The following is a 25,109-nucleotide window of genomic DNA, read 5'->3' on the forward strand; positions in this document are numbered from 1 at the left end:
CATGACCGCATTTGCACGCATCACCCTGCTCAGCCTGGTACTCGGCCTGAGCGCCTGTGCGGTCCACCGCCCACCTGCGGCGCCAACCGGCCCGACTATTCCACCGTCAGGCCCCTCAACCCAGCCGAACACCAAACCTTCGGGCCCGGTGACGCCGCCGCCCAAACCCCTGCCAAGCAAATCCCCGACCTTCGCCCCACCGCCGGGCGCCGCCAGCCACTGGGACGGCAAGATGCAGGTTTACGTGCTGGACGATCAGCCTGACACCTTCTACCGCCAGCGCACCTACTACCGCTGGAGCAACGGCTGGAGCCGCTCCATCAGCCCCAACGGGCCCTGGGAAGAAACCAACGTGCAAGGCGTGCCGCCGGGGTTGAGCAAGCAGTACGCGCAATGAGGAAAGGCGACCTGAGGGTCGCCTTTTTCATGGCTTTCAAATGCACTGTGTCGATCATGGCAGGGCTAAGCCATTCAAGCCCGGTGTATGCGCCGAATGCGCAGCGCCCTGGCGTAATGTGGCCATCGCTGGCCTAGCGTGGGAATGATTGCTAGGTATACTTTCTTACGACTACGACGACGCGGCCTCCCAGGTGTAAACCAGGCGCTGCGCAGTGGGGCCGGGGATGTACCGGTCTGGAGACAAGCGAAGAGGGTTTTTAATGGCAGGCAGGTTGATCTATCTCATCGGGCCATCGGGTTCGGGCAAAGACAGTCTGCTGGATGCCGCACGTCCACGCCTGGTCGAGCGTGGGTGCCGTATGGTGCGACGGGTGATCACACGGTCGGCGGAGGCGGTGGGCGAAGCGGCGCAAGGGGTGAGCCCCGAGCAGTTTGCGGCCATGGAGGCCGAGGGCGCATTTGCCTTGAGCTGGCAGGCTAATGGCTTGTCTTACGGCATTCCCAAGGAGATCGACGAGTGGTTGGCCGCCGGGGACGACGTGCTGGTCAATGGCTCCCGTGCCCACCTGGCGCAGACCCGCGAGCGTTATCCGACCTTGCTGGTATTGCTGCTGACGGTGGATCAAGCGGTGCTGCGCCAACGTCTGATTGCTCGTGGGCGGGAGTCATTGGAGGACATCGAGGAACGCCTGGCGCGCAATGCGCGGTTCACTGCCGAGTTGATTGCCGGTCATGGCGCCGGTTTGTTCGTATTGGACAATTCCGGCCCGCTGGCGCATACCGTCGAACGCTTGCTGTGCTGCCTGGACCACGGGCATAGCGTATGCACCTGAGCCCAATCTCGGTAGGGTGGGGCAATACGTTCATGTAGTGCGTGGTGATGTCAGAGCTGCGATAAAACCCCGGCACCCAGCTTATTTTTCGCTGATATGTTTGTTTGGTTTACTGGATATTTTAAAGTTGATGAGTGGGCCAATTAAGTTGATTTTTTGGCGGCTTTTTATGTCTGTTGTGTTAGGGCGTGTCGCGGTCAGTCAATAAGGGTGGGTAGGTTGCGCTGAATAAAACTTGTGCGGATTTTTTGCGAGCGTGTTTATAGTGGGTTCTTGCAAAGAATTAGCGATGGTGAAGATATTTTCAATATGGGAGCTTTATCGGGCTGGTAATGGATCAGTCAGCATCGATAACTTCTATACATGGACGGGTCATTTCACTGTTCAGAGTAATAAAGCACCATGCATATCCCGGTTAGGCAGTCTACCCAGTCGCATGTCCCAGAGACGTCGCACTCGCATTTCTCCGCCGATGAGAATCAAGTTATTCTCTGGGCCAATAATAAAAAATCTTTCACCACGGACCAGGCGGCGAAACATATCACGCGCAATGGTTTCAAATTTAAAGACAGTAATAGAGATGGCAAAATTGTCGTGGGTTTCAACTTCAGCGGGGGGTTCAATGCAGCTCAGAAAGAGCGAGCCAGGCAAGCCCTTCAATACTGGGCCGATGTTGCTAATATCCAATTTGTTGAAAAGGGCTCAAACACCGATGGCAACATCACTATCAATGGGATTGGCGGGTCGGCAGGCTATGCGAACTTACCGTCCGGTTATTATGCGAAACCCCAAGCCAACATAGGCACCTACGGCGGGCAGAACCCGACAATGGGCAGTCACTTCCTGGGTTTGTTGATCCATGAACTGGGGCATACCTTGGGGCTGAGCCATCCAGGTCAATACGATGGCCAGGGCTTCAATTACGGGCGCAATGCCGAATACGCCCAGGACACCAAGGCACGCAGTGTCATGAGTTATTGGGACGAGACCCATCAGCCCGGCCACAATTTTGCCCGGCTCAGCCCAGCGGCACCGATGATGGACGATATCGCCGCGGCACAGCGGCTTTACGGCGCCAATACCAAAACCCGCAATACCGACACCACCTACGGCTTCAATTCCAATTCTGGTCGGGAGGTGTACAGCCTTAAACGGGGGAGTGACAAACCGATTTTCACCGTTTGGGATGGCGGGGGTAACGACACACTCGATTTTTCCGGGTTCACCCAGAACCAAACCATTAACCTCAAGGCCGAGGCGTTTTCGGATGTGGGTGGCTTGCGCGGGAATGTGTCGGTTGCCAAGGGCGTCATGGTGGAAAACGCCATTGGCGGTGCTGGCAACGATACCTTGACGGGAAACGAGGGCAATAATCGCCTTACGGGTGGCAGGGGGGCTGACACGTTGTTCGGTGGCGCTGGGGCAGACACCTTTGTCTACCACCGTGCCAGCGATTCAACCGCGCAAAAACCTGACATCATCCAGGACTTCCAAAGCGGGATCGACAAGATCGACCTGGCCGGCGTTCTTCAGGAGGCGGGGCTCAAAGCGTTGAATTTCTCTGAACGATTGAGCGGCAAAGCCGGGGACGCCGTGCTCGGCCAGGACCCGAAAACCGGTCGTTTCACATTGGCGGTAGATACGACGGGCAATGGCTCGGCGGACCTCCTGGTGGTCAGCCAAAGCCAGATCAAACAGACGGACGTGATCTGGAACGGGCAAGCGCCGACCGTGACGCCGACGCCGGGCCCCCCTGTCGTGCCTGTTTCGGACCCCATCCCGGCGCCTACTTCAGAGCCGACTGAACCCGAGCCTGAGCCCGAACCTGAACCGGCCCCTCGGCCCGGAGGAGGGTTTTTCGAGAAAATTTTTTCGTCGTTCAAAGGCTTCCTCAACAGGGTGTGGTCGATATTCAGCTGAGCCCACTCTTCGATCAGTGAACACCTTCCTGCTTTAAAAGCCGTTACCCAGGTTTCCTTCTCTCCAGGTTTGGACGTGCGCGGCATCGCGTTCAAGCCTGCCTGTCACGTGCAGCATCGTTACCCCCCCAGACACGCTCATATTCATGTGGTGCGCTTTTCACCGGGCTATCTCGGTGATTCCTTCCTGTTTCGTCGGCCCATGGGGCAATCGCTTCGCGCGTTTTGCACAGCTATTCATTGGCCGTAGCATCCGTATGTTTATCATGATTGCGTTTGGGCGAGATCAGCCTGATCGGCTGTTGCAGTGCCTTGAATTACCGTTGAGGGCCAGACATAAAACCCCTCTATGCACCCTTTGGATTTTTTCCTTCACTTCATATTCTACTATTCGCCCTTTAATCAAACTGCTGTGTAGGGTGCGTTAAAAGTTTTAAGTCAGGTATATGTTTTTGTACGGTCAGGGTCTTGTCTGATTGTGAATAATGCTTTGCAATAAAAATGACCGTGAGCGTGGTTGTGGAATTTTATTTTCATATAAAACAGGTGCTTATCGTTTTTGCCGGTCGGTGGTTCCGCTACTGCGATTTCAGAGTTTTTCGGTTGTTGGGTCAAAGTGTTTTTAAATTTTAGAGTGTGTCGAGTTGAATTAATTCGTCGCTGGCCTGCGGCTAGGGAGTGTGCGAATTTAAAGCGGTGCCGATAACTACTGCTGCTCTTGTTGGGCGGGAATCGGTATCTCGAATGTTTTAAATTTTATCGTTCGAGTCTGATTTTTATGAGGACTTTGGTTTATGAGAATGCCAGGACCATCCACAACTAATGTTGGTGTGCCCCAAGCGCTGGTTCCCGGGAGCAGTTTCAGCCCTGAGGGCCCTGCTGAGGTATCTACGCTAAACAGCAAAAAGCCGGTGTTCACTTCGCAACAGGCTGGGAAACAGCTCACCCGCGGCGGTTACAAGGTTCATGACAATAACGGTGACGGCAAAACCACGTTGTCCTATCGCGTCGCCAAGGGCTTCACTCCACAGCAGGCAGAGCAAGCCAGGCAGGCAATGCAGTCCTGGGAGGATGTCGCTAACGTGACATTTACCGAAAAAGCGCTGCATGGTGACGGCCATGTTGATATCAATGACATGCCCGACTCCTCGGGAGGGGTGGCTTCACTTCCCCATCGGTATATGACCCAGACTTCCGCAAACATTGGAACGCAGAATGTGGGCGCGAACCCGTCACCGGGGCATTTCTTTCGTATGGTTTTAGTTCATGAACTAGGCCACGCCCTTGGGTTGGAGCATCCGGGAAACTATGACGGTAACGGTAACTATGGACGTCACGCAACGTATGCCGGGGATACTCAAGCGCGTTCAGTCATGAGTTACTTTTCGGAGAAAAATCAGCCCGGGCATGACTTCAAATCGCTGTACCCCTCTGCGCCGATGATGGATGACATAGCGGCTGCCCAGAAACTTTATGGGGCGAATACTAAAACACGCAATACCGACACGACCTATGGGTTTAATTCCAATACGAACCGTGAAGCGCTTAGTTTGAAGTCGGCGAATGACAATCCTATTTTCTGTGTGTGGGATGGGGGAGGCAACGACACTCTGGATTTCTCCGGGTATTCGCAGAATCAGAAAATCAACCTCAATGCCGAGTCCTTTTCGGATGTGGGCGCGTTGAAGGGTAATGTCTCCGTTGCCAAGGGCGTCATACTGGAAAACGCAGTGGGCGGTAAGGGCCATGATGCCCTGATAGGTAATGCTGTTGCCAATCGTCTCAAAGGAGGCGGGGGAGCAGACCGGTTGTCAGGGGGGGGCGGTGCAGATACCTTCGTTTATGATCACGCCAGTGACTCCACCCCGGATAACCCCGACGTCATTCTGGATTTTCAGAGTGGCTCCGACAAGATTGATGTTCGCGCCGTCCTGAAACAGGCGAATCTCAGTGCGCTTAAATACGTCGAACGCCTTACCGGTCAACCCGGTCAGGCGGTGATAAGTTACAACCAGGGTAGCAACGAAGGGAGTCTGGCCCTGGATCTGACGGGTAACGGTAAGGCAGACCTATTAATCAAAAGCCTCGGCCAGATAAAAGCAGGTGATGTCTTGGCGTTGGGCGACACCCCAACGGCAAACCCTGAACCGAAAGACCCCAAGCCTGCGCCGCGTCCTCAGCCCGAGGAGCCCAAACCCAAGCCGGAACCAAAACCGGAGGAGCCAAAACCGAAACCACGTCCGGATCCGTGTGAGCCGAAGCCGTGTCCGGTTCCGTGTGAGCCGAAGCCGTGTCCGGATCCGTGTGAGCCGAAGCCGCGCCCGGTTCCGTGTGAGCCGAAGCCGCGCCCGGATCCATGTGAACCGAAGCCACGTCCGAATCCACGTGAACCGAAACCGCGTCCAGACCCGCGTGAACCACAACCACGTCCGGATCCGCGTGAACCGAAGCCACGTCCGGATCCACGTGAACCGAAACCGCGTCCAAACCCGCGTGAACCACAACCACGCCCGGATCCATGTGAACCGAAGCCACGTCCGGATCCACGTGAACCGCAGCCGCGTCCAGACCCGCGTGAACCACAACCACGTCCGGATCCGCGTGAACCACAGCCACGTCCGGATCCACGTGAACCGAAGCCACGTCCAGACCCGCGTGAACCACAGCCACGTCCGGATCCACGTGAACCGCAGCCGCGTCCAGACCCGCGTGAACCACAGCCACGTCCGGATCCGTGTGAACCGAAGCCGCGTCCATATCCGCGTGAGCCGCAGCCACGTCCAGATCCGTGTGAGCCACAGCCACGTCCGGATCCGTATGAACCGAAGCCGCGTCCATATCCGCGTGAGCCGCAGCCACGTCCAGATCCGTGTGAGCCACAACCACGTCCGGATCCGTGTGAACCGAGGCCGCGACCATACCCGCGTGAGCCGCAGCCACGTCCAGATCCGTGTGAGCCACAGCCACGCCCGGTTCCGTGTGAGCCCAGACCCATCCCTTGTACAGATCCGTGTGAGCCGAAAGCTTTCATTCGAAATTCAAGACCGGCCTATGGCTTCAATACCCATTCAGGTCAGTCCCGCGCGATGCACGCGTCGGCTTTTGATCAGTCGGCGTTTTCCGCGCGGGGTTGAAGGTGGAACCATTCAATGTCAGACGCGCGCTGAGTCTATTCAAGTCCATCGCTGTTATGAGTGAAACATCAGGCCAAGCCTAAGTGCTGACTACACGTAATAACTTGGCTGTTTTATGACGCTCGCTGAAAAGTTTGAGTGGTCATGTTTGAGATCGGCTATTTAAGAATTCATGGGTGCCTTACTTGTGAAGTGTCGTGTTGTTGTTTTTAACTAACTGAGAAAACTTAATTATGATTAATGTCAAACCATCCGCTGCAAACCACTATATGCCCACGCCGAGCGTGACTCCTCAGCCGTCATCGCTGGCACATCCTGGAAACCAGGGAGGTAGTGAAGCCGCTAAGTCTTCTCACGGCAATGCGAACTCCGCAGCAGACAACCACGTCTCGACAAGCTCCAAGTTACTTAGTCTTTCCGCTCCGCTGGTAGGTGAGCGCACTGGCCTACAGCGAATGTATGGATCGAGCCTGAACTCCGGGCTGCTTCAACTTGGAGACGTTAATTCCGGCAAAGTGGTAATGGCTCAGTGCTATTCGAAGCCACAGGCAGATACCGAACCCACTGCTGAGCCCAAGTCAAACGGCGAAACCAAACCGGCAGCGGATCAGCCCATCTCGGACGGCGATACCAAGCCAGTAACGACTAAGCCCAAGCCGAGCGGCTACAAAACGCCATTAACTGATCGGCTAAAGCCACGCGGCGGCACCAAGGAGCCAGTGGTTGAGCAGCCCAAGGCAAGTGGCACCAAGGAGCCAGTGGTTGAGCAGCCCAAGGCAAGTGGCACCAAGGAGCCAGTGGTTGAGCAGCCCAAGGCAAGTGGCACCAAGGAGCCAGTGGTTGAGCAGCCCAAGGCAAGTGGCACCAAGGAGCCAGTGGTTGAGCAGCCCAAGGCAAGTGGCACCAAGGAGCCAGTGGTTGAGCAGCCCAAGGCAAGTGGCACCAAGGAGCCAGTGGTTGAGCAGCCCAAGGCAAGTGGCACCAAGGAGCCAGTGGTTGAGCAGCCCAAGGCAAGTGGCACCAAGGAGCCAGTGGTTGAGCAGCCCAAGGCAAGTGGCACCAAGGAGCCAGTGGTTGAGCAGCCCAAGGCAAGCGGCACCAAGGAGCCAGTGGTTGAGCAGCCCAAGGCAAGCGGCACCAAGGAGCCAGTGGTTGAACAGCCCAAGGCAAGCGGCACCAAGGAGCCGGTGGTTGAACAGCCCAAGGCAAGCGGCACCAAGGAGCCGGTGGTTGAACAGCCCAAGGCAAGCGGCACCAAGGAGCCGGTGGTTGAACAGCCCAAGGCAAGCGGCACCAAGGAGCCGGTGGTTGAACAGCCCAAGGCAAGCGGCACCAAGGAGCCGGTGGTTGAACAGCCCAAGGCAAGCGGCACCAAGGAGCCAGTGGCTGAACAGCCCAAGGCAAGCGGCACCAAGGAGCCGGTGGTTGAACAGCCCAAGGCAAGCGGCACCAAGGAGCCAGCGGTTGAACAGCCCAAGGCAGGCGGCGACACCAGGACTGACGACACCACCTACGGGTTCAACTCGAATACCGGCAGGTTGGAAACTACCCTGACGTCAGCGTCCGATAAACCCAAATTCAATATCTGGGATCAGCGCGGGAACGACACCTTTGATTTCTCTGGCTTCAAGCAGGATCAAATCATCGACTTGCGTGGTGGTGCGCTGTCCAGCGTAGGCGGGATGAGGGAAAACGTCAGGATCGGCGAGAAGACCGTCATCGAAAATGCCGTGGGGGGCCACGGTAACGATCGCATCATTGGTAACAGCGCCGATAACGTACTGACCGGTGGTGCAGGGGCCGATACGCTGGTGGGCGGCGAGGGTTGGAACACCTTCAAGTTCAATGCCTTCAGCGATTCAACCCGTGCCAACGCCGACTTGTTACTGGACTTCAAAACCGGGCAAGACAAGATCGATCTGTCGCAAATGGCGCTCGACGGCAAGGTCACGTTGAACTTCGTCGATAACTACACGGGGGCTGCGGGTGACACCATCATCAAGTTCAATCCGCTGTCGGGACGTTACCTGTTGGCGATCGACCTGGATGGCGATGGCAAGACCGACTTCCTGATCAAAAGCACCCGAATGATCAGCCCGGAAGATGTCATTGGGCTCAACATCAAAGATGGCGGTTATCTCTAACGACGTGATCGCGCACCTTTGACGGTCGCCATTGCTTGAAGCAAGGCGGGGCGGGACTTAATCAATGGTTGATCAAGTCCCGCCCCTTTGTGCGTTGTGAAAAATTTTGTTGGGCCAATGACCCGTCAGGACGCTTGCGCGGTGCCCAACGCGACTTTACGTGACGCACTCAAGAAGCGTAACAAGGCGACCAGGGCAAATGCACTGCCCACCAACATTACAGCCAACCAGCCGCCGTGTTCATACACGCTGCTGGCAATCGCCGAACCGAATGCTCCGCCGATGAAGATGCTGGTCATGTACAGCGCGTTCAGACGGCTGCGGCTGTGGGCGTCGAGGGCGTAGATGGCGCGTTGGCCGAGGACCATGTTCATCTGCACGCAGAAATCCAGGACCACCCCGGTGACTGCCAAGCCGATCACGCTGTAGAGCGGGTGCACCAACGCCGGCAGGAAGCTCAGCGCACCAAACAACATCGCCAGCAAAGAAGCGCGGTGGGTATGGCCAGCATCGGCCAGGCGACCGGCCATAGGCGCGGCGATGGCGCCAAGGGCACCGACCAAGGCAAACAGTGCGATTTCGCTTTGGCTCAGACCGTGGTTACGCGCCAGTTCCAGTGGCACGGCGGTCCAGAACAGGCTGAAAGCGGCGAACATGCAACCCTGGTAGAACGCCCGCTGGCGCAACAGCGGTTGCTCACGTAGCAGGGTGCCCAGGGAGCGCAGCAACTGGCCGTAGCTGGCACTGTGATCGGGTTGGCGCTTGGGGATAGTCAACATCAGCACCACGCTGATAAACGCCATCAGCGCGGCGGCCGCCATGAACATCGCACGCCAGCCGAAGTGATCGGCCACCACGCTCGACACCGGCCGTGCCAGCAGAATGCCCAGCAGCAGGCCGCCCATGATACTGCCGACCACCCGGCCACGAGACTCGGCGGGCGCCAGGTGTGCGGCCAGCGGAATCAGGATCTGCACCGAGACGGAACTGAAACCGATCAGCAACGACACCAGCAGGAACAGGTTCGGCTGTTCGATAAACGCCGCACCCAACAGGCTGGCGATCGCCACGACGGTGGTGGCAATCATCAGCTTGCGATTTTCCAGCAGGTCGCCCAGGGGCACCAGGAAGAACAGGCCCAGGGCATAGCCGATTTGCGTGAGGGACACGATCAGGCTGGCCATTGCTGGCGTCAGGCCAATGTCCGGGGCAATCAGCTCGATGATCGGTTGCGCATAGTAGATGTTGGCGACGATGGCGCCGCAGCAAAACGCGAACAGCATGACCATGCCCCGGGTCATGGTGCCTGCAGCGTGTGAGGTTGCGTTCATGGTGTACTCATAAAGGCGAAGGACGATGGGGTGGGAGAGTAAAGACAAGGCCTGCAAGTGAGTAGGTTGCTTGTGGTGATATCACTTATGTCGGCTGATGATACATTCAGACACATCTGTTTCACGCAAAAAAAGTGGGAGCTGGCTTGCCTGCGAAGACGGCCTGGCAGCCGACGCTGATCTGACTGACGCACCGCGATCCAAATGTGGGAGCTGGCTTGCCTGCGATGACGGCCTGCCAGTCGACGCCTATCTACCTGACGCTCCGCAATCCAACTGTGGGAGCGGGCTTGCTCGCGAAAGCGGTCTGGCAGTCAACACAGTTGGATTGTATACATATCCACTGCTGCGGTAACGGCCACTTGGGGTTCCGCCCTGACGGCGGGTCACTTTGGAAAAGCCCCAAAGTAACCAAAGGGCTCTTGCCCCACCACTCGGCACCTCGCCTGGGCTCGGTGTGCCCGTAATCCGCCAGTGATGTGGGGGGCCGCCGCCACGCGCCATCCATGGCGCGGGGCGGCTAAACCGGCATCCCTGCCGGTTTACCCCCCAAATCCCTGTCGAATTCTGGCCAGCGTGGTTTAACGGGGCGCCTGAGATCAAGATCAAGAGCGGCTCGCTTCGCATCGTGGTTAGCGTTGGCTGCTACAACCTACAAAGTTGTGTAGATACCTATGCTGCTATGGCGGGGTATCAGCCGCTCATGTGCAAGCTGACTCGCCGTCATCGCAGGCAAGCCAGCTCCCACAGGTTTGACCGAGTTGATTCAGTCAGATGGGTTATTGGCCAGAGTAGATCTGGTCGAACACGCCGCCATCATTGAAGTGGGTCTTTTGCACCGTGCGCCAGTCACCAAAGGTTTTCTCCACCGACAGGAAATCCACCTTGGGGAACCGGTCGGTGTACTTGGCCAACACCTTCGGGTCCCGTGGGCGCAGGTAGTTGTTGGCCGCAATTTCCTGGCCTTCGGGCGACCACAGGTACTTGAGGTAGTCCTCGGCCGCAGCACGGGTGCCTTTTTTCTCGACCACTTTATCCACCACCGACACCGGCGGTTCGGCTTCGGCGGAGACGCTTGGGTAGACCACTTCGAACTGATCACGGCCAAATTCACGGGCGATCATTTCGGCTTCGTTTTCAAAGGTCACCAGCACGTCGCCAATCTGGTTGGTCATGAAGGTGGTGGTGGCGGCGCGGCCACCGGTGTCCAGTACTGGCGCTTGCTTGAACAACTTGCCAACGAAGGTCTTGGCCTTTTCCTCATCGCCGCCGTTCTTCAACACGTAGCCCCAGGCCGACAGGTAGGTGTAGCGGCCGTTACCGGAGGTTTTCGGGTTGGGCACGATCACCTGCACGCCGTCCTTGAGCAGGTCGGGCCAGTCTTTCAAGGCTTTGGGGTTGCCTTTGCGCACGATAAACACCGTGGCGGAGGTGAACGGCGCGCTGTTGTTCGGCAAGCGCGTTACCCAGTTGTCCGGCACCAGTTTGCCGTTGTCGACCAGGGCATTGATGTCGGTGGCCATGTTCATGGTGATCACGTCGGCGGGCAGGCCGTCGATCACCGAGCGCGCCTGTTTGCTGGAGCCGCCGAAGGACATCTGCAACGTCAGCTTGTCGTCCGGGTGCTCAGCTGCCCAGTGCTTCAGGAACGCGGCGTTGTAGTCCTTGTAGAAATCGCGCATCACGTCGTAGGAGACGTTGAGCAGGGTGGTCGCGGCCTGGGCGGAGCCCGCCAGGGCCAGGCCGGCGGCCAGTAGGGAGGCGCTGAGGATTTTTTTCACTGCTCATTCCTTGTTGTTCGAGAAGAGGGGAGGCAATTTGCCAGCGACTATAGCCGGGCCTGCATAGACCCTTAAAGATTAAAACGAACTTTGCTTATTCCAGTTTGCGAAACAGATTGCTGCCACAGCGCGCGCAAAATGCGGCGTTGGGTTCATGGCTGTCCTTTTTGCACACTGGGCAGTCGGTGTGCAGCTGTTCGCCGCGCATGGCACTGGCCAGTTCGGCGGTAAAAATACCCGTCGGCACCGCGATGATCGAGTAACCGGTGATCATCACCAGCGACGAAATCACCTGGCCCAGGGGCGTCTTGGGCACGATATCGCCGAAGCCCACGGTGGTCAGGGTGACGATGGCCCAGTAGATGCCCTTGGGAATACTGGTGAAGCCATGTTCCGGGCCTTCGATCACGTACATCAGGGTGCCGAACACCGTCACCAGGGTGCACACGCTGACCAGGAACACCACGATCTTCTGTTTGCTGCCGCGCAGCGCGGCCATCAGGTAGTTGGCCTGCTTGAGGTACGGGCTGAGCTTGAGTACGCGGAAGATGCGCAGCATGCGGATGATGCGGATGATCAGCAGATACTGGGCATCGCTGTAGTACAGCGCGAGGATGCCGGGGACGATGGCGAGCAGGTCCACCAAGCCATAAAAGCTGAAGGCATAGCGCAGCGGCTTGGGCGAGCAATACAGGCGCAGGCCGTACTCGATGGCGAAGATCAGCGTGAAGCCCCACTCGATATAGGCCAGCACGTCGGCGTAGTTCTGGTGAATTGTGTCGATGCTGTCGAGCATCACGATCACCAGGCTGGCGAGGATGATCAGCAGCAGGATGCCGTCAAAGCGCCGCCCGGCGACGGTATCGCTTTGGAACACCATGATGTAGAGGCGCTGGCGCCAGTCGTTGTTGCTGTCCATAAACCCTGCCCGAAACGAATATCGAGCAAGCCTAGGGCGATTCGAACGGGCTGTCCATGTGAGGCTTGTGCAGCATTCGCTGACCGGCGCGCACCAGCCAGCAGGCGAGGATAAACGGCGCGGTCAGCGCGGGCAGGTGCAGGCCGGCAAAGCCCGGGGTGAGCAGGATGGCCAGGCCGATGCCCAGCAGCGGTAACCAGGGCTGGCGACGTGATGAGCACAGGGCCAGGGCCGCCAGCGCCGGGTTATAGCTGTGCAGGCCGAGCAGGGCGCCAGTGGGGTCGTTCAGCCACAAGCCGGCGAGCATGCCCAGAGCGGCGCCGACCAAGGCCCACGCGGCGGCACGACGGTCGGCCAGCAGCAAGCCCAGGGCAATCAGTACACCCGCGAGGGGCTGGTCCAGCAGCATGATTTGCCCAAGGCCGGTGAAGGGCGCGGCCACTACAGCGACAGTGTCGGGCTCGATCAGCGCAAGGGTGTTCTGTGGGGCCTGGCCGAGCAGCAACCAGCCCAGGCCAACAAAGGGCACGGTGTAGGCGGGCAAATCCTGGGGCCCGGTTGCGTGTTTCAACCAGTGCCGAGTGAGGATCGCACTCAAGCCGCCGCATGCCAGGATCAGCGGCGGCACCAGCGCGGACCAGGCAAAGTGCTGGCTGATCAACAGGCCCAGCAATACGCCGTTGTAGCTATACAGCCCTGCCTGGCGCTCGGCTTTGGGATACCCCCGGCGCTGGGCCGTGAGCAACCCCGCGACGCCACCCAGCAAGGCCCCGCCGAGCAAGGCCGGGGCGCCAATCAGGATCGCCAGCAGGCACAGCAGGCCGCACAGCGGATGGCGCTGCAGGAGGATTTGGCTGAAGCCGTTGAGCAGGGCTTCGGCCCAGTCGGGGCAGGTTGGGTTGTGCATGTCAGCTCCCTGTAGGAGCGAGCTTGCTCGCGAAAAACCTGAGGGCGCCGCGTGCATTCAGGATACCCGCGTCATCGTTGACGTTCTTCGCGAGCAAGCTCGCTCCTACAGTAGGGTTTCGATACGCAGCGAATTGGTCGACCCCGGCTGCCCGAACGGCACCCCCGCGGTAATCACCAAGGTATCGCCACGCTGCGCCATGCCCTGGGCCTGGGCAATTTCCAGCGCGGTGGAACACACCTCATCTACCTGGCGCAGCCGATCATTGACCACCGAGTGCACGCCCCACGCCACGCTCAGGCGTCGCGCCGTGGACAGGTTGGGCGTGAGGTTGAGGATCGGCGCCACCGGCCGTTCCCGCGCCGCGCGCAAGCTGGAACTGCCGGACTCGCTGTAATTCACCAGCACCGCCACCGGCAGAATGCTGCTGATACGGCGGATCGCACAGCTGATGGCGTCCGACACCGTGGCATCCGCCTTGGGCCGGCTGACGTCCAGCTGGGCCTGGTAGTCCGGGCCGTTTTCCACCTGGCGGATGATCTTGCTCATCATCTGCACCGCTTCCAGTGGGTACTCGCCCGAAGCGGTTTCGGCCGACAGCATCACCGCGTCCGCACCTTCAGCCACTGCATTGGCGACATCGGTGACTTCGGCGCGGGTAGGTGCCGGCGAGAACCGCATGGATTCGAGCATCTGCGTGGCCACCACCACCGGCTTACCCAGTTGGCGGCAGGTGCTGATAATGTCTTTCTGGATCTGCGGCACGCTCTCGGCCGGCACTTCCACGCCCAAATCACCCCGAGCCACCATGATCGCGTCGCTCAATTCGGCGATTTCGCGCAGCCGTTGCACCGCCGAAGGCTTTTCGATCTTGGCCATCAAAAACGCTTTATCGCCAATCAGCTCGCGGGCTTCGCGGATGTCTTCCGGGCGTTGCACAAACGACAGCGCTACCCAGTCCACACCCAACTCCAGGCCGAAGCTCAGGTCGCGACGGTCCTTGGCGGTGAGTGGGCTCAGTTCCAACAGCGCTTGCGGGACGTTCACACCTTTGCGGTCAGACAGTTCGCCGCCATTGAGCACGGTGGTGTCGATGGCATCGGCATGCTTGGTGATCACGCGCAGACGCAGCTTGCCGTCGTCGAGCAGCAGGTCCATGCCCGGCTCCAGGGCTGCGATGATTTCCGGGTGGGGCAGGTTGACCCGGCGTTGGTCACCCGGGGTTTCATCCAGGTCCAGGCGCAGGGCCTGGCCGCGTACGAGCTGCACCTTGCCCTCGGCAAAGCGTCCCACCCGCAGCTTCGGCCCTTGCAGGTCCATGAGGATGCCGAGCGGGTAGTTGAGCTGGCGCTCGACCTGGCGAATCCACTGGTAGCGCTGGGCATGGTCGGCGTGGTCGCCGTGGCTGAAGTTGAGGCGGAAGATATTTACCCCGGCCTCCACCAGCTCAAGGATGTCGTCGATACCGTCGGTGGCCGGGCCCAGGGTGGCGAGGATTTTGACCTTCTTGTCAGGCGTCATGGTTGGCAGTCTCAAGGATCAGGATGGCGCGAAAGTCGTTGACGTTGGTGCGCGTCGGCTCGGTGATGATCAAGTCGCCCAGGGCGGCGAAATAGCCGTAGCCGTTGTTGTTGTCCAGTTCATCGCTGGCCGACAGGCCCAGGGCTTCGGCACGGCGGTAGCTGCAGGGGGTCATGATCGCGCCGGCGTTGTCTTCCGAACCGTCGATGCCATCGGTATCGCCGGCCAGGGCGTACACGCCGGGCAGGCCCTTGAGGCTGTCGGTAAGGCTCAAGAGGAATTCCGCATTACGCCCGCCACGGCCGTCGCCGCGTACGGTGACGGTGGTTTCGCCCCCCGAAAGAATCACGCACGGCGCCGCCAGTGGCTGGCCGTGCTGCACGATCTGCCGGGCGATGCCGGCGTGTACCTTGGCCACATCGCGGGCTTCGCCTTCCAGATCTCCGAGGATCAGCGGGCTGAAACCGGCCCGGCGCACTTTTACTGCCACTGCTTCAAGCGATTGCTGCGGGCGGGCGATCAATTGGAAGTGGCTGCGGGCAAGCACCGGGTCACCGGGCTTGACGGTTTCCGAGGCCGGGTTCTGCAACCAACTGCGCACCGAAGCAGGGGCGTCGATCTGGTAACGCTTGAGGATCGCCAGGGCCTGTTGCGAGGTACTCGGGTCACCGACTGTCGGGCCCGAGGCAATCACCGTGGCCTGGTCACCCGGCACGTCGGAGATCGCGTAGGTGTACACCGTGGCCGGCCACGCGGCCTTGGCCAAGCGCCCGCCCTTGATGGCCGAGAGGTGCTTGCGCACGCAATTCATCTCGCCAATGGTGGCGCCGGATTTGAGCAGGGCTTTGTTGATGGTTTGCTTGTCGGCCAGAGTGATGCCCTCGGCGGGCAGGGCGAGTAATGCCGAGCCACCGCCGGAGAGCAGGAAGATCACGCGGTCGTCTTCACCCAGATGGCTGATCAGTTCCAGCACGCGCTGGGCCACGGCCAGGCCGGCTGCATCGGGAACCGGGTGGGCGGCTTCGACCACTTCGATTTTTTTGCACGGCGCGCCGTGGCCGTAACGGGTAACTACCAGGCCCGAAACTTCGCCCTGCCAGCAGTCTTCGACAACCAGCGCCATGGCGGCCGCGGCCTTGCCGGCGCCGATCACGATCACACGGCCACTGCGGTCGGCAGGCAGGTAGGGTTCGAGGACTTGCCGGGGGTGGGCGGCGTCGATGGCTGTGGCAAACAGCTCGCGAAGCAGGTGTTGCGGATCGACCGACATAAGCGGGCTCCCGGGGATTCTTATTATTTGTAGGAGCGAGCTTGCTCGCGAAAATCGTCAACGATAACGCGGGTAACCAGGGAGCCAGTGGTGCTCTCAGGTTTTTCGCGAGCAAGCTCGCTCCTACAGGGGGGTATTGCGTATTTCCGTTATTTATCGCGAATCGAGAAGTTCGCCATATGCTCCAGGCCCTTGATCAGTGCCGAGTGGTCCCAGTTGCCGCCGCCAATTGCGGTGCAGGTGCTGAACACTTGCTGGGTGCCGGCGGTGTTCGGCAGGTTGATCCCCAGTTCCTTGGCGCCGGCCAATGCCAGGTTCAGGTCCTTCTGGTGCAGGTTGATGCGGAAACCCGGGTCGAAGGTGCCCTTGATCATGCGCTCGCCGTGCACTTCCAGGATCTTGGACGATGCAAAGCCACCCATCAGCGCTTCACGCACTTTGGCTGGGTCGGCGCCGTTTTTGGCGGCGAACAACAACGCTTCGGCCACCGCCTGGATGTTCAGCGCAACGATGATCTGGTTGGCCACCTTGGCGGTCTGGCCATCGCCATTGCCGCCCACCAGGGTGATGTTCTTGCCCATGCTCTGGAACAGCGGCAGCGCGCGTTCAAACGTCTGCGGTTCGCCGCCGACCATGATGCTCAAGGTGCCGGCCTTGGCGCCGACTTCACCACCGGACACCGGAGCATCCAGGTACTGCGCGCCGGCCTGGTTGACCTTGGCGGCGAACGCCTTGGTGGCAGTCGGGGAGATCGAGCTCATGTCGATCACTACCTTGTTCGGTGACAGGCCCGCAGCCACGCCGTCGGCGCGGAACAGCACGTCATCGACTTGTGGGGTGTCGGGCACCATGACGATGATGAACTCGGCTTCCTGGGCCACTTGTTGCGGGTTGGCCAGGGCCACGGCGCCGGCGCTGATCAGTTCAGCCGGTGCCTTGCCGTGATGTTCGGAGAGAAACAGTTGATGACCTGCTTTCTGCAGGTTGGCGGCCATGGGTTGGCCCATGATGCCGGTGCCGATAAATCCGATTTTAGCCATGATCAAAATCCTCTTTTAATGTGGGAGCAGGCAAGCCAGCTCCCACATTGTTTTGTGTGGTGTCAGTGGTCAGATGGCGTTATGGGTCTTGAGCCAACCCAAACCCGCCTCGGTAGTGGTCAACGGCTTGTACTCACAGCCAACCCACCCCGCGTAACCAATGCGGTCCAGATGCTCGAACAGGAAGCGGTAGTTGATCTCACCGGTGCCTGGCTCGTTGCGTCCTGGGTTGTCCGCCAGCTGGATGTGGTTGATCTCGCCCAGGTGCGCGGCCATGGTCCGCGCCAGGTCACCTTCCATGATTTGCATGTGGTAGATGTCGTATTGCAGGAACAGGTTGGCGCTGCCCACTTGCTCGCGAATCGACAGGGCCTGCGCCGTGTTGTTGAGGTAGAAGCCGGGAATGTCGCGGGTGTTGATCATCTCCATCACCAGCTTGATACCCGCTGCCTGCAGCTTCTCGGCGGCGTACTTGAGGTTGGCGACGAAGGTCTTTTCTACGGTTTCGTCATCAACGCCTTGTGGCCGGATACCCGCCAGGCAGTTGACCTGGGTGTTGCCCAATACCTGGGCATAGGCGATGGCCAGCTTGACCCCGGCACGGAACTCCTCGATCCGGTCCGGGTGGCACGCCAGGCCGCGCTCGCCCTTGGCCCAGTCACCGGCTGGCAGGTTGAACAGCACCTGGGTCAGGCCGTTGGCATCCAGCTGCGCCTTGATGTCGGCAGAGCTGAATTCATACGGGAACAGGTACTCTACGCCTTGGAAACCGGCATCGGCAGCCGCTTTGAAGCGGGCAAGGAAATCCTGTTCGGTAAACAGCATGGACAGGTTGGCAGCAAAGCGCGGCATAGGGTTCTCCTTAATCGAGCAGGGAAATGGCAGTCGGCGCATCGTTGCCGACCAGGGCCAGGTCTTCGAATTCATTGACGGCGTTGATCTCGGTGCCCATGGAAATATTGGTCACCCGTTCCAGAATAATCTCAACGATCACTGGCACCTTGAATTCTTCGATCATCTCTTGGGCGCGGCGCAAGGCCGGTTGGATCTGGCCCGGCTCGAACACACGCAGGGCCTTGCAACCCAGGCCCTCGGCAACCGCCACATGGTCGACGCCGTAGCCGTTGAGTTCCGGGGCGTTGAGGTTGTCGAAGGACAGCTGCACGCAGTAGTCCATTTCGAATCCGCGCTGGGCCTGGCGGATCAGGCCCAGGTAAGAGTTGTTCACCACCACGTGGATGTAGGGCAGCTTGAACTGCGCGCCCACCGCCAGTTCTTCGATCATGAACTGGAAGTCATAGTCGCCCGACAAGGCCACTACTTTGCGGCTCGGGTCGGCCTTGACCACGCCCAGCGCGGCGGGAATGGTCCAGCCCAATGGGCCGGCCTGGCCGCAGTTGATCCAGTGGCGTGGCTTGTACACGTGCAGGAATTGCGCGCCGGCAATCTGCGACAGGCCGATGGTGCTGACGTAGCAAGTGTCTTTGCCGAACACCTGGTTCATCTCTTCGTATACGCGCTGCGGCTTGACCGGCACGTTGTCGAAGTGAGTCTTGCGGTGCAGGGTGGCCTTGCGCTGTTGGCAGTCATGCAACCAGGCACTGCGGTCCTTGAGCTTGCCGGCGGCTTTCCACTCGCGGGCCACTTCAATGAACATTGTCAGCGCGGAGCCAGCGTCGGAAACGATGCCCAGGTCTGGCGTGAATACGCGGCCAATCTGGGTCGGCTCGATGTCGACATGAATGAATTTACGGCCTTCGGTGTACACCTCGACCGAACCGGTGTGACGGTTGGCCCAGCGGTTACCGATGCCCAGCACCACGTCCGACTTGAGCATCGTCGCGTTGCCGTAGCGGTGCGAGGTTTGCAGACCGACCATGCCCACCATCAGCGGGTGGTCGTCCGGGATAGTGCCCCAGCCCATCAGGGTCGGGATCACCGGAATGCCGGTCAATTCAGCGAACTCCACCAGCAGCTCGCTGGCATCGGCGTTGATCACGCCGCCACCGCTTACCAGCAATGGGCGTTCGGCTGCATCGAGCAGGGCCAGGGCTTTTTCTACCTGCACACGGGTCGCCAGCGGCTTGGCCAGGGGCAGTGGCTGGTAGGCGTCGATGTCGAATTCGATCTCGGCCATCTGGACGTCGAACGGCAGGTCGATCAGCACCGGGCCAGGGCGGCCGGAGCGCATTTCATAGAAGGCTTTCTGGAACGCGTAAGGCACTTGGCCGGGTTCCAGCACCGTGGTTGCCCACTTGGTCACCGGCTTGACGATGCTGGTGATGTCCACGGCCTGGAAATCTTCCTTGTGCATCCGGGCGCGAGGGGCTTGGCCGGTGATGCACAGGATCGGGATGGAGTCGGCCGAGGCGCTGTACAAGCCGGTGACCATGTCGGTGCCCGCCGGGCCGGAAGTGCCGATGCACACGCCGATATTGCCGGCCTTGGTGCGGGTGTAGCCCTCGGCCATGTGCGAGGCGCCTTCAACGTGGCGAGCAAGGACGTGATCGATGCCACCCACCTTCTGCAAGGCCGAATACAGCGGGTTGATCGCGGCGCCTGGGATACCGAAGGCGGTATCCACACCTTCACGGCGCATCACCAGGACGGCGGCTTCGATTGCTCTCATTTTGCTCATGGTTTTGGTGCCTCTTGCGTTTTGTAATTGTATACAAGTGGTGTCTGTCCAAAGTGTATTCACGCCGAGCTGCGTTGGTCAATGCCTTTCGTAAACTGACCTTTGCGTTCGTCGGAAGCGCTTTTTTCGACGTATGGAGCCTTTGTTTGAAAATATTGTATACAAAAACAAATATCATTGTGTTCTATTTATGTGATCGAGCATCTGATCACACAGACCTCACCGCTTTACCCATAACAAGATAAGGACGGCACCTATGAGCGCTTTAACCTTGAAACTCGCCACTCAACTGGCCACCCAGGCCCTCACGGCAGGCCGCACCATTTCGGCTGCGCCCCTGACCATCGCCGTGCTCGACAGCGGTGGCCACCTGGTCACCCTGCAACGCGAAGACGGCGCCAGCCTGCTACGCCCGCAAATCGCCATCGGCAAGGCCTGGGGCGCCATCGCCCTGGGCAAGGGTTCACGTTTGCTGGCCCTGGACGCCCAACAGCGCCCGGCGTTTATCGCCGCGTTGAACAGCCTGGGGCAGGGCAGCGTCGTTCCGGCGCCGGGTGGGGTGTTGATTCGGGATCAGAGCGGCGTGGTGCTGGGCGCAATCGGGATCAGCGGGGACACGTCCGATATTGACGAGCAGTGTGCGATCACCGCGATAGAGGGGGTGGGGTTGATGGCGGATGCGGGAGTGTCGGCTTGAATCGGGGCTGATGGATCGGGCCTCTTCGCGAGCAAGCCCGCTCCCACAGGGGAATGCGTTCCAAATGTGGGAGCGGGCTTGCTCGCGAAAGGGGCGCCTCGGTCTTGGCGCTATACCCAAACGGCATCCCACAGCGGATAGTCGCCAATCCGCTTTACCAGCCCAGCTCTCAGGGGATTGGCAACCACATACCTGGCCATTTTTACCAAGTCATCTTCTTTGCGCAGGGCCCGGTCATGAAAGCTGGTTTGCCATAGTCGGCCCTTGCGGCCGGTAGCGCCGTTTACGCTACGGGTACTTTTGGATTTCACCTGACACATTAAATCTCCCAGCGAGCCTTGTTGCAGTTCGATCAGCCAGTGGAAGTGGTCGGGCATCACCACCCAAGCCAGAGAGTGTGCCAACCTTTGGTATTGGGCGAGTCTGAATTGCCAGACGACCAAGCGACCCAGATGAAAGTCATTGAACAGCGGCACACGTTCATGGGTGTTGGTGGTGATCAGATAGATGCGGTTGGACTCGCTGAATCTGCCGATACGCAGGCGGTGTGATGTAGCTCGATCAGGAATTCCTTGGCCTCTCTTCAGATGGGGTTCTGAGAGGCTAGATCTTGGTGGCTGAGGCTGATCTGTGGACTTTTGGCAGGATGTGTCTGGGAGGGCGTTTTCGCGAGCAAGCCCGCTCCCACAGGGAGATTTGTGCGGTTTATACAATGTGTGTCTGGCTTTGCACCTACCTGTGGGAGCGGGCTTGCTCGCGAATTTTACAGGCGCCGCGGTCTATCAGTCCGGCTCACACCCCTTGAGTACCAACCGAATAATCGTCTGCGCCGCCGCCTCATAATCGGCTTCATCCAGCTTGGCCTTGCCGGTCACTGCCGAGATCTGCCAGTCGAAATCGGCATAGGTCTGGGTGGCTGCCCATATGCTGAACATCAGGTGGTTGGGGTCAATCGCTGCGATCAGGCCACGGTCAACCCAGCTCTGGATGCAGTCGATATTGTGCTTGGCCTGGGCATTGAGCTGTTCAACCTGGTCGGCGCTCAGGTGTGGGGCGCCGTGCATGATTTCGCTGGCGAACACCTTGGAGGCGAACGGCAGGTCGCGGGAGATGCGGATTTTGGAGCGGATGTAGTTGCTCAATACTTCCTTGGGCTCGCCTTCGGGGTTGAACGGCGTGGAGGCGGCCAGGATCGGCTCGATGATGCTTTCGAGCACCTCGCGGTAGAGGTTGTCCTTGGATTTGAAGTAGTAATAGACATTGGGCTTGGGCAGCCCGGCCTTGGCGGCGATGTCGCTGGTTTTGGTCGCGGCGAAGCCCTTGTCGGCAAACTCCTCGCTCGCCGCCCGCAGGATTTTTTCTTTGTTGCGCTCGCGAATGCTGCTCATAAACCAGACGTTTCCTTGCCATGACAGGCGGTTGCGCATGGTAGCACCGGCCATCCGCAGGCCTCAACAATCTGCCCGCAAGGCCTTGCGCCGCGTTATGCTCGCGCCATCTCTCTCTAACGGAAGTCCGGTTCATGGCAGGAAGCAGCTTATTGGTGTTGATCGACGATATCGCCGCGGTACTCGATGACGTTGCGCTGATGACAAAAATGGCCGCCAAGAAGACATCGGGCGTGCTGGGCGATGACCTTGCACTGAACGCCCAGCAGGTCTCCGGCGTGCGCGCCGAGCGGGAAATTCCCGTGGTGTGGGCGGTGGCCAAGGGCTCGTTTATCAACAAGCTGATCCTGGTGCCGACGGCCCTGTTGATCAGCGCCTTTGCCCCCTGGGCGGTGATACCGTTATTGATGCTCGGCGGTGCCTATTTGTGTTTCGAGGGCTTCGAAAAACTCGCTCACAAGTTCCTGCACAGCAAGGCTGAAGACCAGGCCGAACACGCACAATTGACTGAGGCGGTAGCCGATCCAGCAACCGATCTGGTGGCTTTCGAAAAAGACAAGATCAAGGGCGCGATCCGCACCGACTTCATTCTCTCCGCCGAGATCATCGCTATCACCCTCGGCATCGTCGCCGACGCGCAGCTCACGCAGCAGGTGATCGTGCTGTCGGGTATCGCCATTGTTATGACCATCGGCGTATATGGATTGGTGGCCGGTATCGTCAAGCTCGATGACCTGGGGCTGTGGCTGACGCAGAAGCCGGGCCAGGTGGCGCGCAGTATTGGCGGCGCTATCTTGAGTGCGGCACCCTACATGATGAAGAGCCTGTCAGTGATCGGCACGGCGGCGATGTTCATGGTCGGTGGCGGCATCCTTACCCATGGCGTGCCCGTGGTGCATCACTGGATCGAAACCGTGAGCCAAAGCACTGGCGCGTTCGCGTGGCTGATGCCGACGCTGCTCAATGCGGTGGCGGGGATCATTGCCGGCGCTGTCGTCCTGGCAGTGGTCAGCGTGGCAGGTAAAGGTTGGAAAGCACTGCGAGGGTGAAACCGCAGGCACAAAAAAGGCCATTCAATCGAATGGCCTTTTTTTATCGCTGCGGTTTACTCGGCAATCTGCAACTTGCGCGATTCGGTGTAGATATACCGCACCTTCTCATACTCAAACGGCGAGTTCATCTGGCCGTAGCGGAAGCTGGTCTGGTAGCGCTTGTCGACGGCGCGCAGGGCCCAGACTTCCGGATGGTTGGAGCTGACTTCGGACACGTTGAGGAAGTTGATCTGCGATTCGGCGCTGTAGTCCACCAGCAGGCCGCCGGTATCACGCAGGTTCGACGGGCCGAAGATCGGCAGCATCAGGTAAGCACCCCCCGGTACACCGTAGAAGCCCAGGGTCTGGCCGAAGTCTTCGCTCTGGCGCGGCAGGCCCATGGCGGTGGCCGGGTCCCACAGGCCCGCGATGCCAATGGTGGTGTTGACCAGCAGGCGTCCGGTGGTTTCCAGCGAGCGGTGGCCCTTGAGCTGCAACAAGCTGTTCATCAGGTTGGGCACATCGCCCAGGTTGTTGAAGAAGTTGCTCACGCCGGTGCGCAGAAAGCTCGGCGTGACGTAGCGGTAACCGTTTACGACCGGCAGGAACACCCACTGGTCGAAGCGATAGTTGAAGTGGTACACGCGGCGGTTCCATGACTCCAATGGGTCGTAGACGTTGAGCGCGGTGAGCGTGGAACGCTCGAATTCACGCTGGTCCAAGCCTGGGTTGAACTTGAGCTTGGTCAGCGGCTCCTTGAAGCCGTCGGCATCGACCTTGACGGGTTCCTGGGCCTTGCTGTTGTCGGCATTGGCCACGCCTGCGCACATCAGCGCGGCGAGCAGCAGAAGATATTTAGCCACGGAAGAACTCCAGCATGGCGTCGGCGTTGACGCGGTAATTAAGGTTGCCGCAATGGCCGCCCAGCGGGTAGACGGTCAAGCGATCGCCGAAGGTTTTACGCAGGAAGCCCAGGTCGCCAGGGCCGAGGATCACATCGTCGGCGTTATGCATCACGGCGATTTTCGGGCTGTCGCGCAGGTAGTCCTTGAGGGCGTACAGGCTGACCTGGTCGATCAGTTGCAGCAGGCTGCCGCCATCGGAACGCGCGCGCCACATCGGGATCACTTGTTCGGTGAGGTAGCAGTCGAAGTCACACTGCAGGGCACGCTTGAGGAACGGCGTGAGGCTGGTGCCTTCAGTGATCGGGTACTTGGGCGGAATGATCAGGCCACGGCGGTTGATCAAGTCCGAAGTGAAGGCAATGTCGGCGGCCGAGAAGCGGAACGAGGTGCCGATCAGCATGGCCATCTGTTCGTTGGTCAGGTGCTGCTTGGACTGCTGGAAGTCATAAAGCAGGGCATCGTTGAGGTCGATGTAGCCTTTTTGCTGGAAGTAACGCGTCAGTTTGCTCAGCACCAACTCATAGAAAGTGGTGCTGTTGTTGATGCCCTTGACCTCGGTCTGTACCAGCTTGTCGAGGTTGGTGATCGAGGTGTAGAGGTTGACCGGCGGGTTGAGCAGCAGCACTTTCTTGAAGTTGAAGCTGCGGCGGGTCTCGTCCAGCTTGCTGACAAACGCCGCATCCAGGGCGCCCAGGCTGTAGCCGGTGAGGTAGAAGTCGGTCACGGGCAACGAGGCGTTCTGCGCGCGTACGGCTTGCATCACGCGGTACATGTCTTCGGCGTCTTCCTGGGTGATGCCCGGGGTGGCGAAGCGCGAAGCGGCGCTGATGAAGTCGAAGCTGGTTGGCGAGGACAGCTGCACCACATGGTAGCCGGCCTGGTAATACAGCTTTTTCAGGTATTCGTTGATGCTGCTGTCAAAGCGTGCACCGGTGCCGGCGATCAGGAAGATCAACGGCGCAGCACGGTCCTGCTTGGCAATGCGGTAGGTGAGTTTCTTCACCGCCCAGAAATTGTCCGGCAGGCTGAACTCGCGCTCAGGGCGCATCGTCAGGGTGTAGTCGGACTGCTTGATCTCGTCATCGGTCGGCAGGGTTGGCCGCAGATCGGGAGGTGTGGTGGCAATGGTCGCTTCGAACGGGTTGGTCAAAGGGTAGCCATAGCTGGCTTGGTCGATATCGACGGCCAGTGCTGACGCACTCAAAAATAGGCTGCCCAGCAAGGCAGCACAGCGCAAGGAACGGAGCATGAC

The 25,109-nt window shown here is 59.5% G+C and carries 21 protein-coding genes and 1 pseudogene; 7 read left to right on the forward strand and 15 right to left on the reverse strand.

The window, feature by feature from the left end; genetic code table 11:
* The first annotated feature begins 1 nt into the window (after position 1).
* From ACWHXD_RS09850 to ACWHXD_RS09860, 3 genes are all read left to right on the forward strand, one after another.
* A complete protein-coding gene (locus ACWHXD_RS09850) occupies positions 2–397 on the forward strand; it encodes a hypothetical protein (RefSeq protein WP_032892669.1) in 396 nt (131 codons plus the stop codon).
* A 262-nt stretch (positions 398–659) separates the two neighbouring features.
* Positions 660–1,232 (forward strand): phosphonate metabolism protein/1,5-bisphosphokinase (PRPP-forming) PhnN, encoded by a 573-nt coding sequence (gene phnN / locus ACWHXD_RS09855; protein WP_032892667.1) that lies wholly within the window; start codon positions 660–662, stop codon positions 1,230–1,232.
* A 402-nt stretch (positions 1,233–1,634) separates the two neighbouring features.
* Positions 1,635–3,152, forward strand: coding sequence for a M57 family metalloprotease (locus ACWHXD_RS09860; RefSeq protein WP_138762094.1), 1,518 nt, complete (start codon positions 1,635–1,637; stop codon positions 3,150–3,152).
* An 892-nt stretch (positions 3,153–4,044) separates the two neighbouring features.
* Here ACWHXD_RS09860 and ACWHXD_RS09865 read toward each other — a convergent pair.
* Positions 4,045–4,272, reverse strand: coding sequence for a hypothetical protein (locus tag ACWHXD_RS09865; protein WP_032892664.1), 228 nt, complete (start codon positions 4,270–4,272; stop codon positions 4,045–4,047).
* 321 nt (positions 4,273–4,593) lie between these two features.
* Here ACWHXD_RS09865 and ACWHXD_RS09870 point away from each other — a divergent pair.
* Positions 4,594–5,193 (forward strand): annotated as a pseudogene (locus ACWHXD_RS09870) (M10 family metallopeptidase C-terminal domain-containing protein); the annotation flags it as partial.
* Positions 5,194–5,227: 34 nt separating this feature from the next.
* Here the strand turns inward: ACWHXD_RS09870 and ACWHXD_RS09875 are convergent.
* Positions 5,228–6,118, reverse strand: coding sequence for a hypothetical protein (locus ACWHXD_RS09875; protein ID WP_499085082.1), 891 nt, complete (start codon positions 6,116–6,118; stop codon positions 5,228–5,230).
* A gap of 688 nt (positions 6,119–6,806) precedes the next feature.
* Between ACWHXD_RS09875 and ACWHXD_RS09880 the strand changes: the two genes are divergently transcribed.
* Positions 6,807–8,429, forward strand: coding sequence for a M10 family metallopeptidase C-terminal domain-containing protein (locus tag ACWHXD_RS09880; RefSeq protein ID WP_499083889.1), 1,623 nt, complete (start codon positions 6,807–6,809; stop codon positions 8,427–8,429).
* Between the two features lie 125 nt (positions 8,430–8,554).
* Here the strand turns inward: ACWHXD_RS09880 and ACWHXD_RS09885 are convergent, their stop codons facing one another.
* The 9 genes from ACWHXD_RS09885 to gcl all read right to left on the reverse strand — a co-directional run bounded on the left by ACWHXD_RS09885 (position 8,555) and on the right by gcl (position 19,836).
* The gene (locus ACWHXD_RS09885; RefSeq protein WP_138763479.1) at positions 8,555–9,760 is read right to left on the reverse strand and encodes an MFS transporter; all 1,206 of its coding nucleotides are present in this window, start codon (positions 9,758–9,760) and stop codon (positions 8,555–8,557) included.
* A gap of 779 nt (positions 9,761–10,539) precedes the next feature.
* A complete protein-coding gene (locus ACWHXD_RS09890; RefSeq protein WP_032892659.1) occupies positions 10,540–11,541 on the reverse strand; it encodes a sulfate ABC transporter substrate-binding protein in 1,002 nt (333 codons plus the stop codon).
* Positions 11,542–11,635: 94 nt separating this feature from the next.
* The gene (locus ACWHXD_RS09895) at positions 11,636–12,460 is read right to left on the reverse strand and encodes an ion transporter (protein ID WP_014717713.1); all 825 of its coding nucleotides are present in this window, start codon (positions 12,458–12,460) and stop codon (positions 11,636–11,638) included.
* 31 nt (positions 12,461–12,491) lie between these two features.
* Positions 12,492–13,367: an urea transporter gene (locus tag ACWHXD_RS09900; RefSeq protein ID WP_032892657.1), complete on the reverse strand. Its 876-nt coding sequence runs from the start codon at positions 13,365–13,367 to the stop codon at positions 12,492–12,494.
* Positions 13,368–13,472: 105 nt separating this feature from the next.
* The gene (gene pyk, locus ACWHXD_RS09905; protein WP_032892655.1) at positions 13,473–14,888 is read right to left on the reverse strand and encodes a pyruvate kinase; all 1,416 of its coding nucleotides are present in this window, start codon (positions 14,886–14,888) and stop codon (positions 13,473–13,475) included.
* Positions 14,878–16,158, reverse strand: a complete 1,281-nt coding sequence (locus ACWHXD_RS09910; protein WP_138763477.1) for a glycerate kinase type-2 family protein — start codon at positions 16,156–16,158, stop codon at positions 14,878–14,880. The genes pyk and ACWHXD_RS09910 overlap by 11 nt, the downstream gene beginning before the upstream one ends.
* Positions 16,159–16,307: 149 nt before the next feature.
* On the reverse strand, positions 16,308–17,198 hold the full coding sequence (locus tag ACWHXD_RS09915; RefSeq protein ID WP_032892651.1) for a 2-hydroxy-3-oxopropionate reductase: 891 nt from the start codon (positions 17,196–17,198) through the stop codon (positions 16,308–16,310).
* Positions 17,199–17,267: 69 nt separating this feature from the next.
* Entirely contained in the window at positions 17,268–18,050 is a 783-nt protein-coding gene (gene hyi / locus ACWHXD_RS09920) for a hydroxypyruvate isomerase (protein WP_138763476.1), read from the reverse strand.
* 10 nt (positions 18,051–18,060) lie between these two features.
* Positions 18,061–19,836: a glyoxylate carboligase gene (gene gcl / locus ACWHXD_RS09925; protein ID WP_003189987.1), complete on the reverse strand. Its 1,776-nt coding sequence runs from the start codon at positions 19,834–19,836 to the stop codon at positions 18,061–18,063.
* A 256-nt stretch (positions 19,837–20,092) separates the two neighbouring features.
* Here gcl and ACWHXD_RS09930 point away from each other — a divergent pair, with 256 nt between their 5' ends.
* Complete coding sequence (locus ACWHXD_RS09930; RefSeq protein WP_073521695.1) at positions 20,093–20,533, forward strand: GlcG/HbpS family heme-binding protein; 441 nt, start codon at positions 20,093–20,095, stop codon at positions 20,531–20,533.
* Between the two features lie 110 nt (positions 20,534–20,643).
* Here ACWHXD_RS09930 and ACWHXD_RS09935 read toward each other — a convergent pair whose 3' ends face one another.
* Together ACWHXD_RS09935 and ACWHXD_RS09940 are read right to left on the reverse strand one after the other, a co-directional pair.
* Positions 20,644–21,102 (reverse strand): REP-associated tyrosine transposase, encoded by a 459-nt coding sequence (locus ACWHXD_RS09935; protein ID WP_138763480.1) that lies wholly within the window; start codon positions 21,100–21,102, stop codon positions 20,644–20,646.
* A 213-nt stretch (positions 21,103–21,315) separates the two neighbouring features.
* Positions 21,316–21,921 (reverse strand): TetR/AcrR family transcriptional regulator, encoded by a 606-nt coding sequence (locus ACWHXD_RS09940; protein WP_032897537.1) that lies wholly within the window; start codon positions 21,919–21,921, stop codon positions 21,316–21,318.
* A gap of 134 nt (positions 21,922–22,055) precedes the next feature.
* Here ACWHXD_RS09940 and ACWHXD_RS09945 point away from each other — a divergent pair, with 134 nt between their 5' ends.
* The gene (locus ACWHXD_RS09945; RefSeq protein ID WP_098952250.1) at positions 22,056–22,970 is read left to right on the forward strand and encodes a DUF808 domain-containing protein; all 915 of its coding nucleotides are present in this window, start codon (positions 22,056–22,058) and stop codon (positions 22,968–22,970) included.
* Between the two features lie 56 nt (positions 22,971–23,026).
* On the opposite strand, the gene ACWHXD_RS09950 is transcribed toward ACWHXD_RS09945, so the two are convergent.
* Positions 23,027–23,815 carry an MlaA family lipoprotein gene (locus ACWHXD_RS09950; protein ID WP_003189993.1) on the reverse strand — a complete coding sequence of 263 codons (789 nt, stop codon included), beginning with the start codon at positions 23,813–23,815 and terminating at the stop codon, positions 23,027–23,029.
* Positions 23,808–25,106 (reverse strand): serine/threonine protein kinase, encoded by a 1,299-nt coding sequence (locus ACWHXD_RS09955; RefSeq protein WP_138763475.1) that lies wholly within the window; start codon positions 25,104–25,106, stop codon positions 23,808–23,810. The genes ACWHXD_RS09950 and ACWHXD_RS09955 overlap by 8 nt, the downstream gene beginning before the upstream one ends.
* Positions 25,107–25,109: the final 3 nt, after the last annotated feature.

This window comes from Pseudomonas fjordensis (genome assembly GCF_976987115.1).

Coding starts and splice junctions, on each gene's coding strand:
- ACWHXD_RS09850 (WP_032892669.1), top strand. CDS start 2: ATGACCGCATTTGCACGCATCACCCTGCTCAGCCTGGTACTCGGCCTG.
- phnN (WP_032892667.1), top strand. CDS start 660: ATGGCAGGCAGGTTGATCTATCTCATCGGGCCATCGGGTTCGGGCAAA.
- ACWHXD_RS09860 (WP_138762094.1), top strand. CDS start 1,635: ATGCATATCCCGGTTAGGCAGTCTACCCAGTCGCATGTCCCAGAGACG.
- ACWHXD_RS09865 (WP_032892664.1), bottom strand. CDS start 4,272: ATGGCCGTCACCATGCAGCGCTTTTTCGGTAAATGTCACGTTAGCGAC.
- ACWHXD_RS09880 (WP_499083889.1), top strand. CDS start 6,807: ATGGCTCAGTGCTATTCGAAGCCACAGGCAGATACCGAACCCACTGCT.
- ACWHXD_RS09885 (WP_138763479.1), bottom strand. CDS start 9,760: ATGAACGCAACCTCACACGCTGCAGGCACCATGACCCGGGGCATGGTC.
- ACWHXD_RS09895 (WP_014717713.1), bottom strand. CDS start 12,460: ATGGACAGCAACAACGACTGGCGCCAGCGCCTCTACATCATGGTGTTC.
- ACWHXD_RS09900 (WP_032892657.1), bottom strand. CDS start 13,367: ATGCACAACCCAACCTGCCCCGACTGGGCCGAAGCCCTGCTCAACGGC.
- pyk (WP_032892655.1), bottom strand. CDS start 14,888: ATGACGCCTGACAAGAAGGTCAAAATCCTCGCCACCCTGGGCCCGGCC.
- ACWHXD_RS09910 (WP_138763477.1), bottom strand. CDS start 16,158: ATGTCGGTCGATCCGCAACACCTGCTTCGCGAGCTGTTTGCCACAGCC.
- ACWHXD_RS09915 (WP_032892651.1), bottom strand. CDS start 17,198: ATGGCTAAAATCGGATTTATCGGCACCGGCATCATGGGCCAACCCATG.
- hyi (WP_138763476.1), bottom strand. CDS start 18,050: ATGCCGCGCTTTGCTGCCAACCTGTCCATGCTGTTTACCGAACAGGAT.
- gcl (WP_003189987.1), bottom strand. CDS start 19,836: ATGAGCAAAATGAGAGCAATCGAAGCCGCCGTCCTGGTGATGCGCCGT.
- ACWHXD_RS09930 (WP_073521695.1), top strand. CDS start 20,093: ATGAGCGCTTTAACCTTGAAACTCGCCACTCAACTGGCCACCCAGGCC.
- ACWHXD_RS09940 (WP_032897537.1), bottom strand. CDS start 21,921: ATGAGCAGCATTCGCGAGCGCAACAAAGAAAAAATCCTGCGGGCGGCG.
- ACWHXD_RS09945 (WP_098952250.1), top strand. CDS start 22,056: ATGGCAGGAAGCAGCTTATTGGTGTTGATCGACGATATCGCCGCGGTA.
- ACWHXD_RS09955 (WP_138763475.1), bottom strand. CDS start 25,106: ATGCTCCGTTCCTTGCGCTGTGCTGCCTTGCTGGGCAGCCTATTTTTG.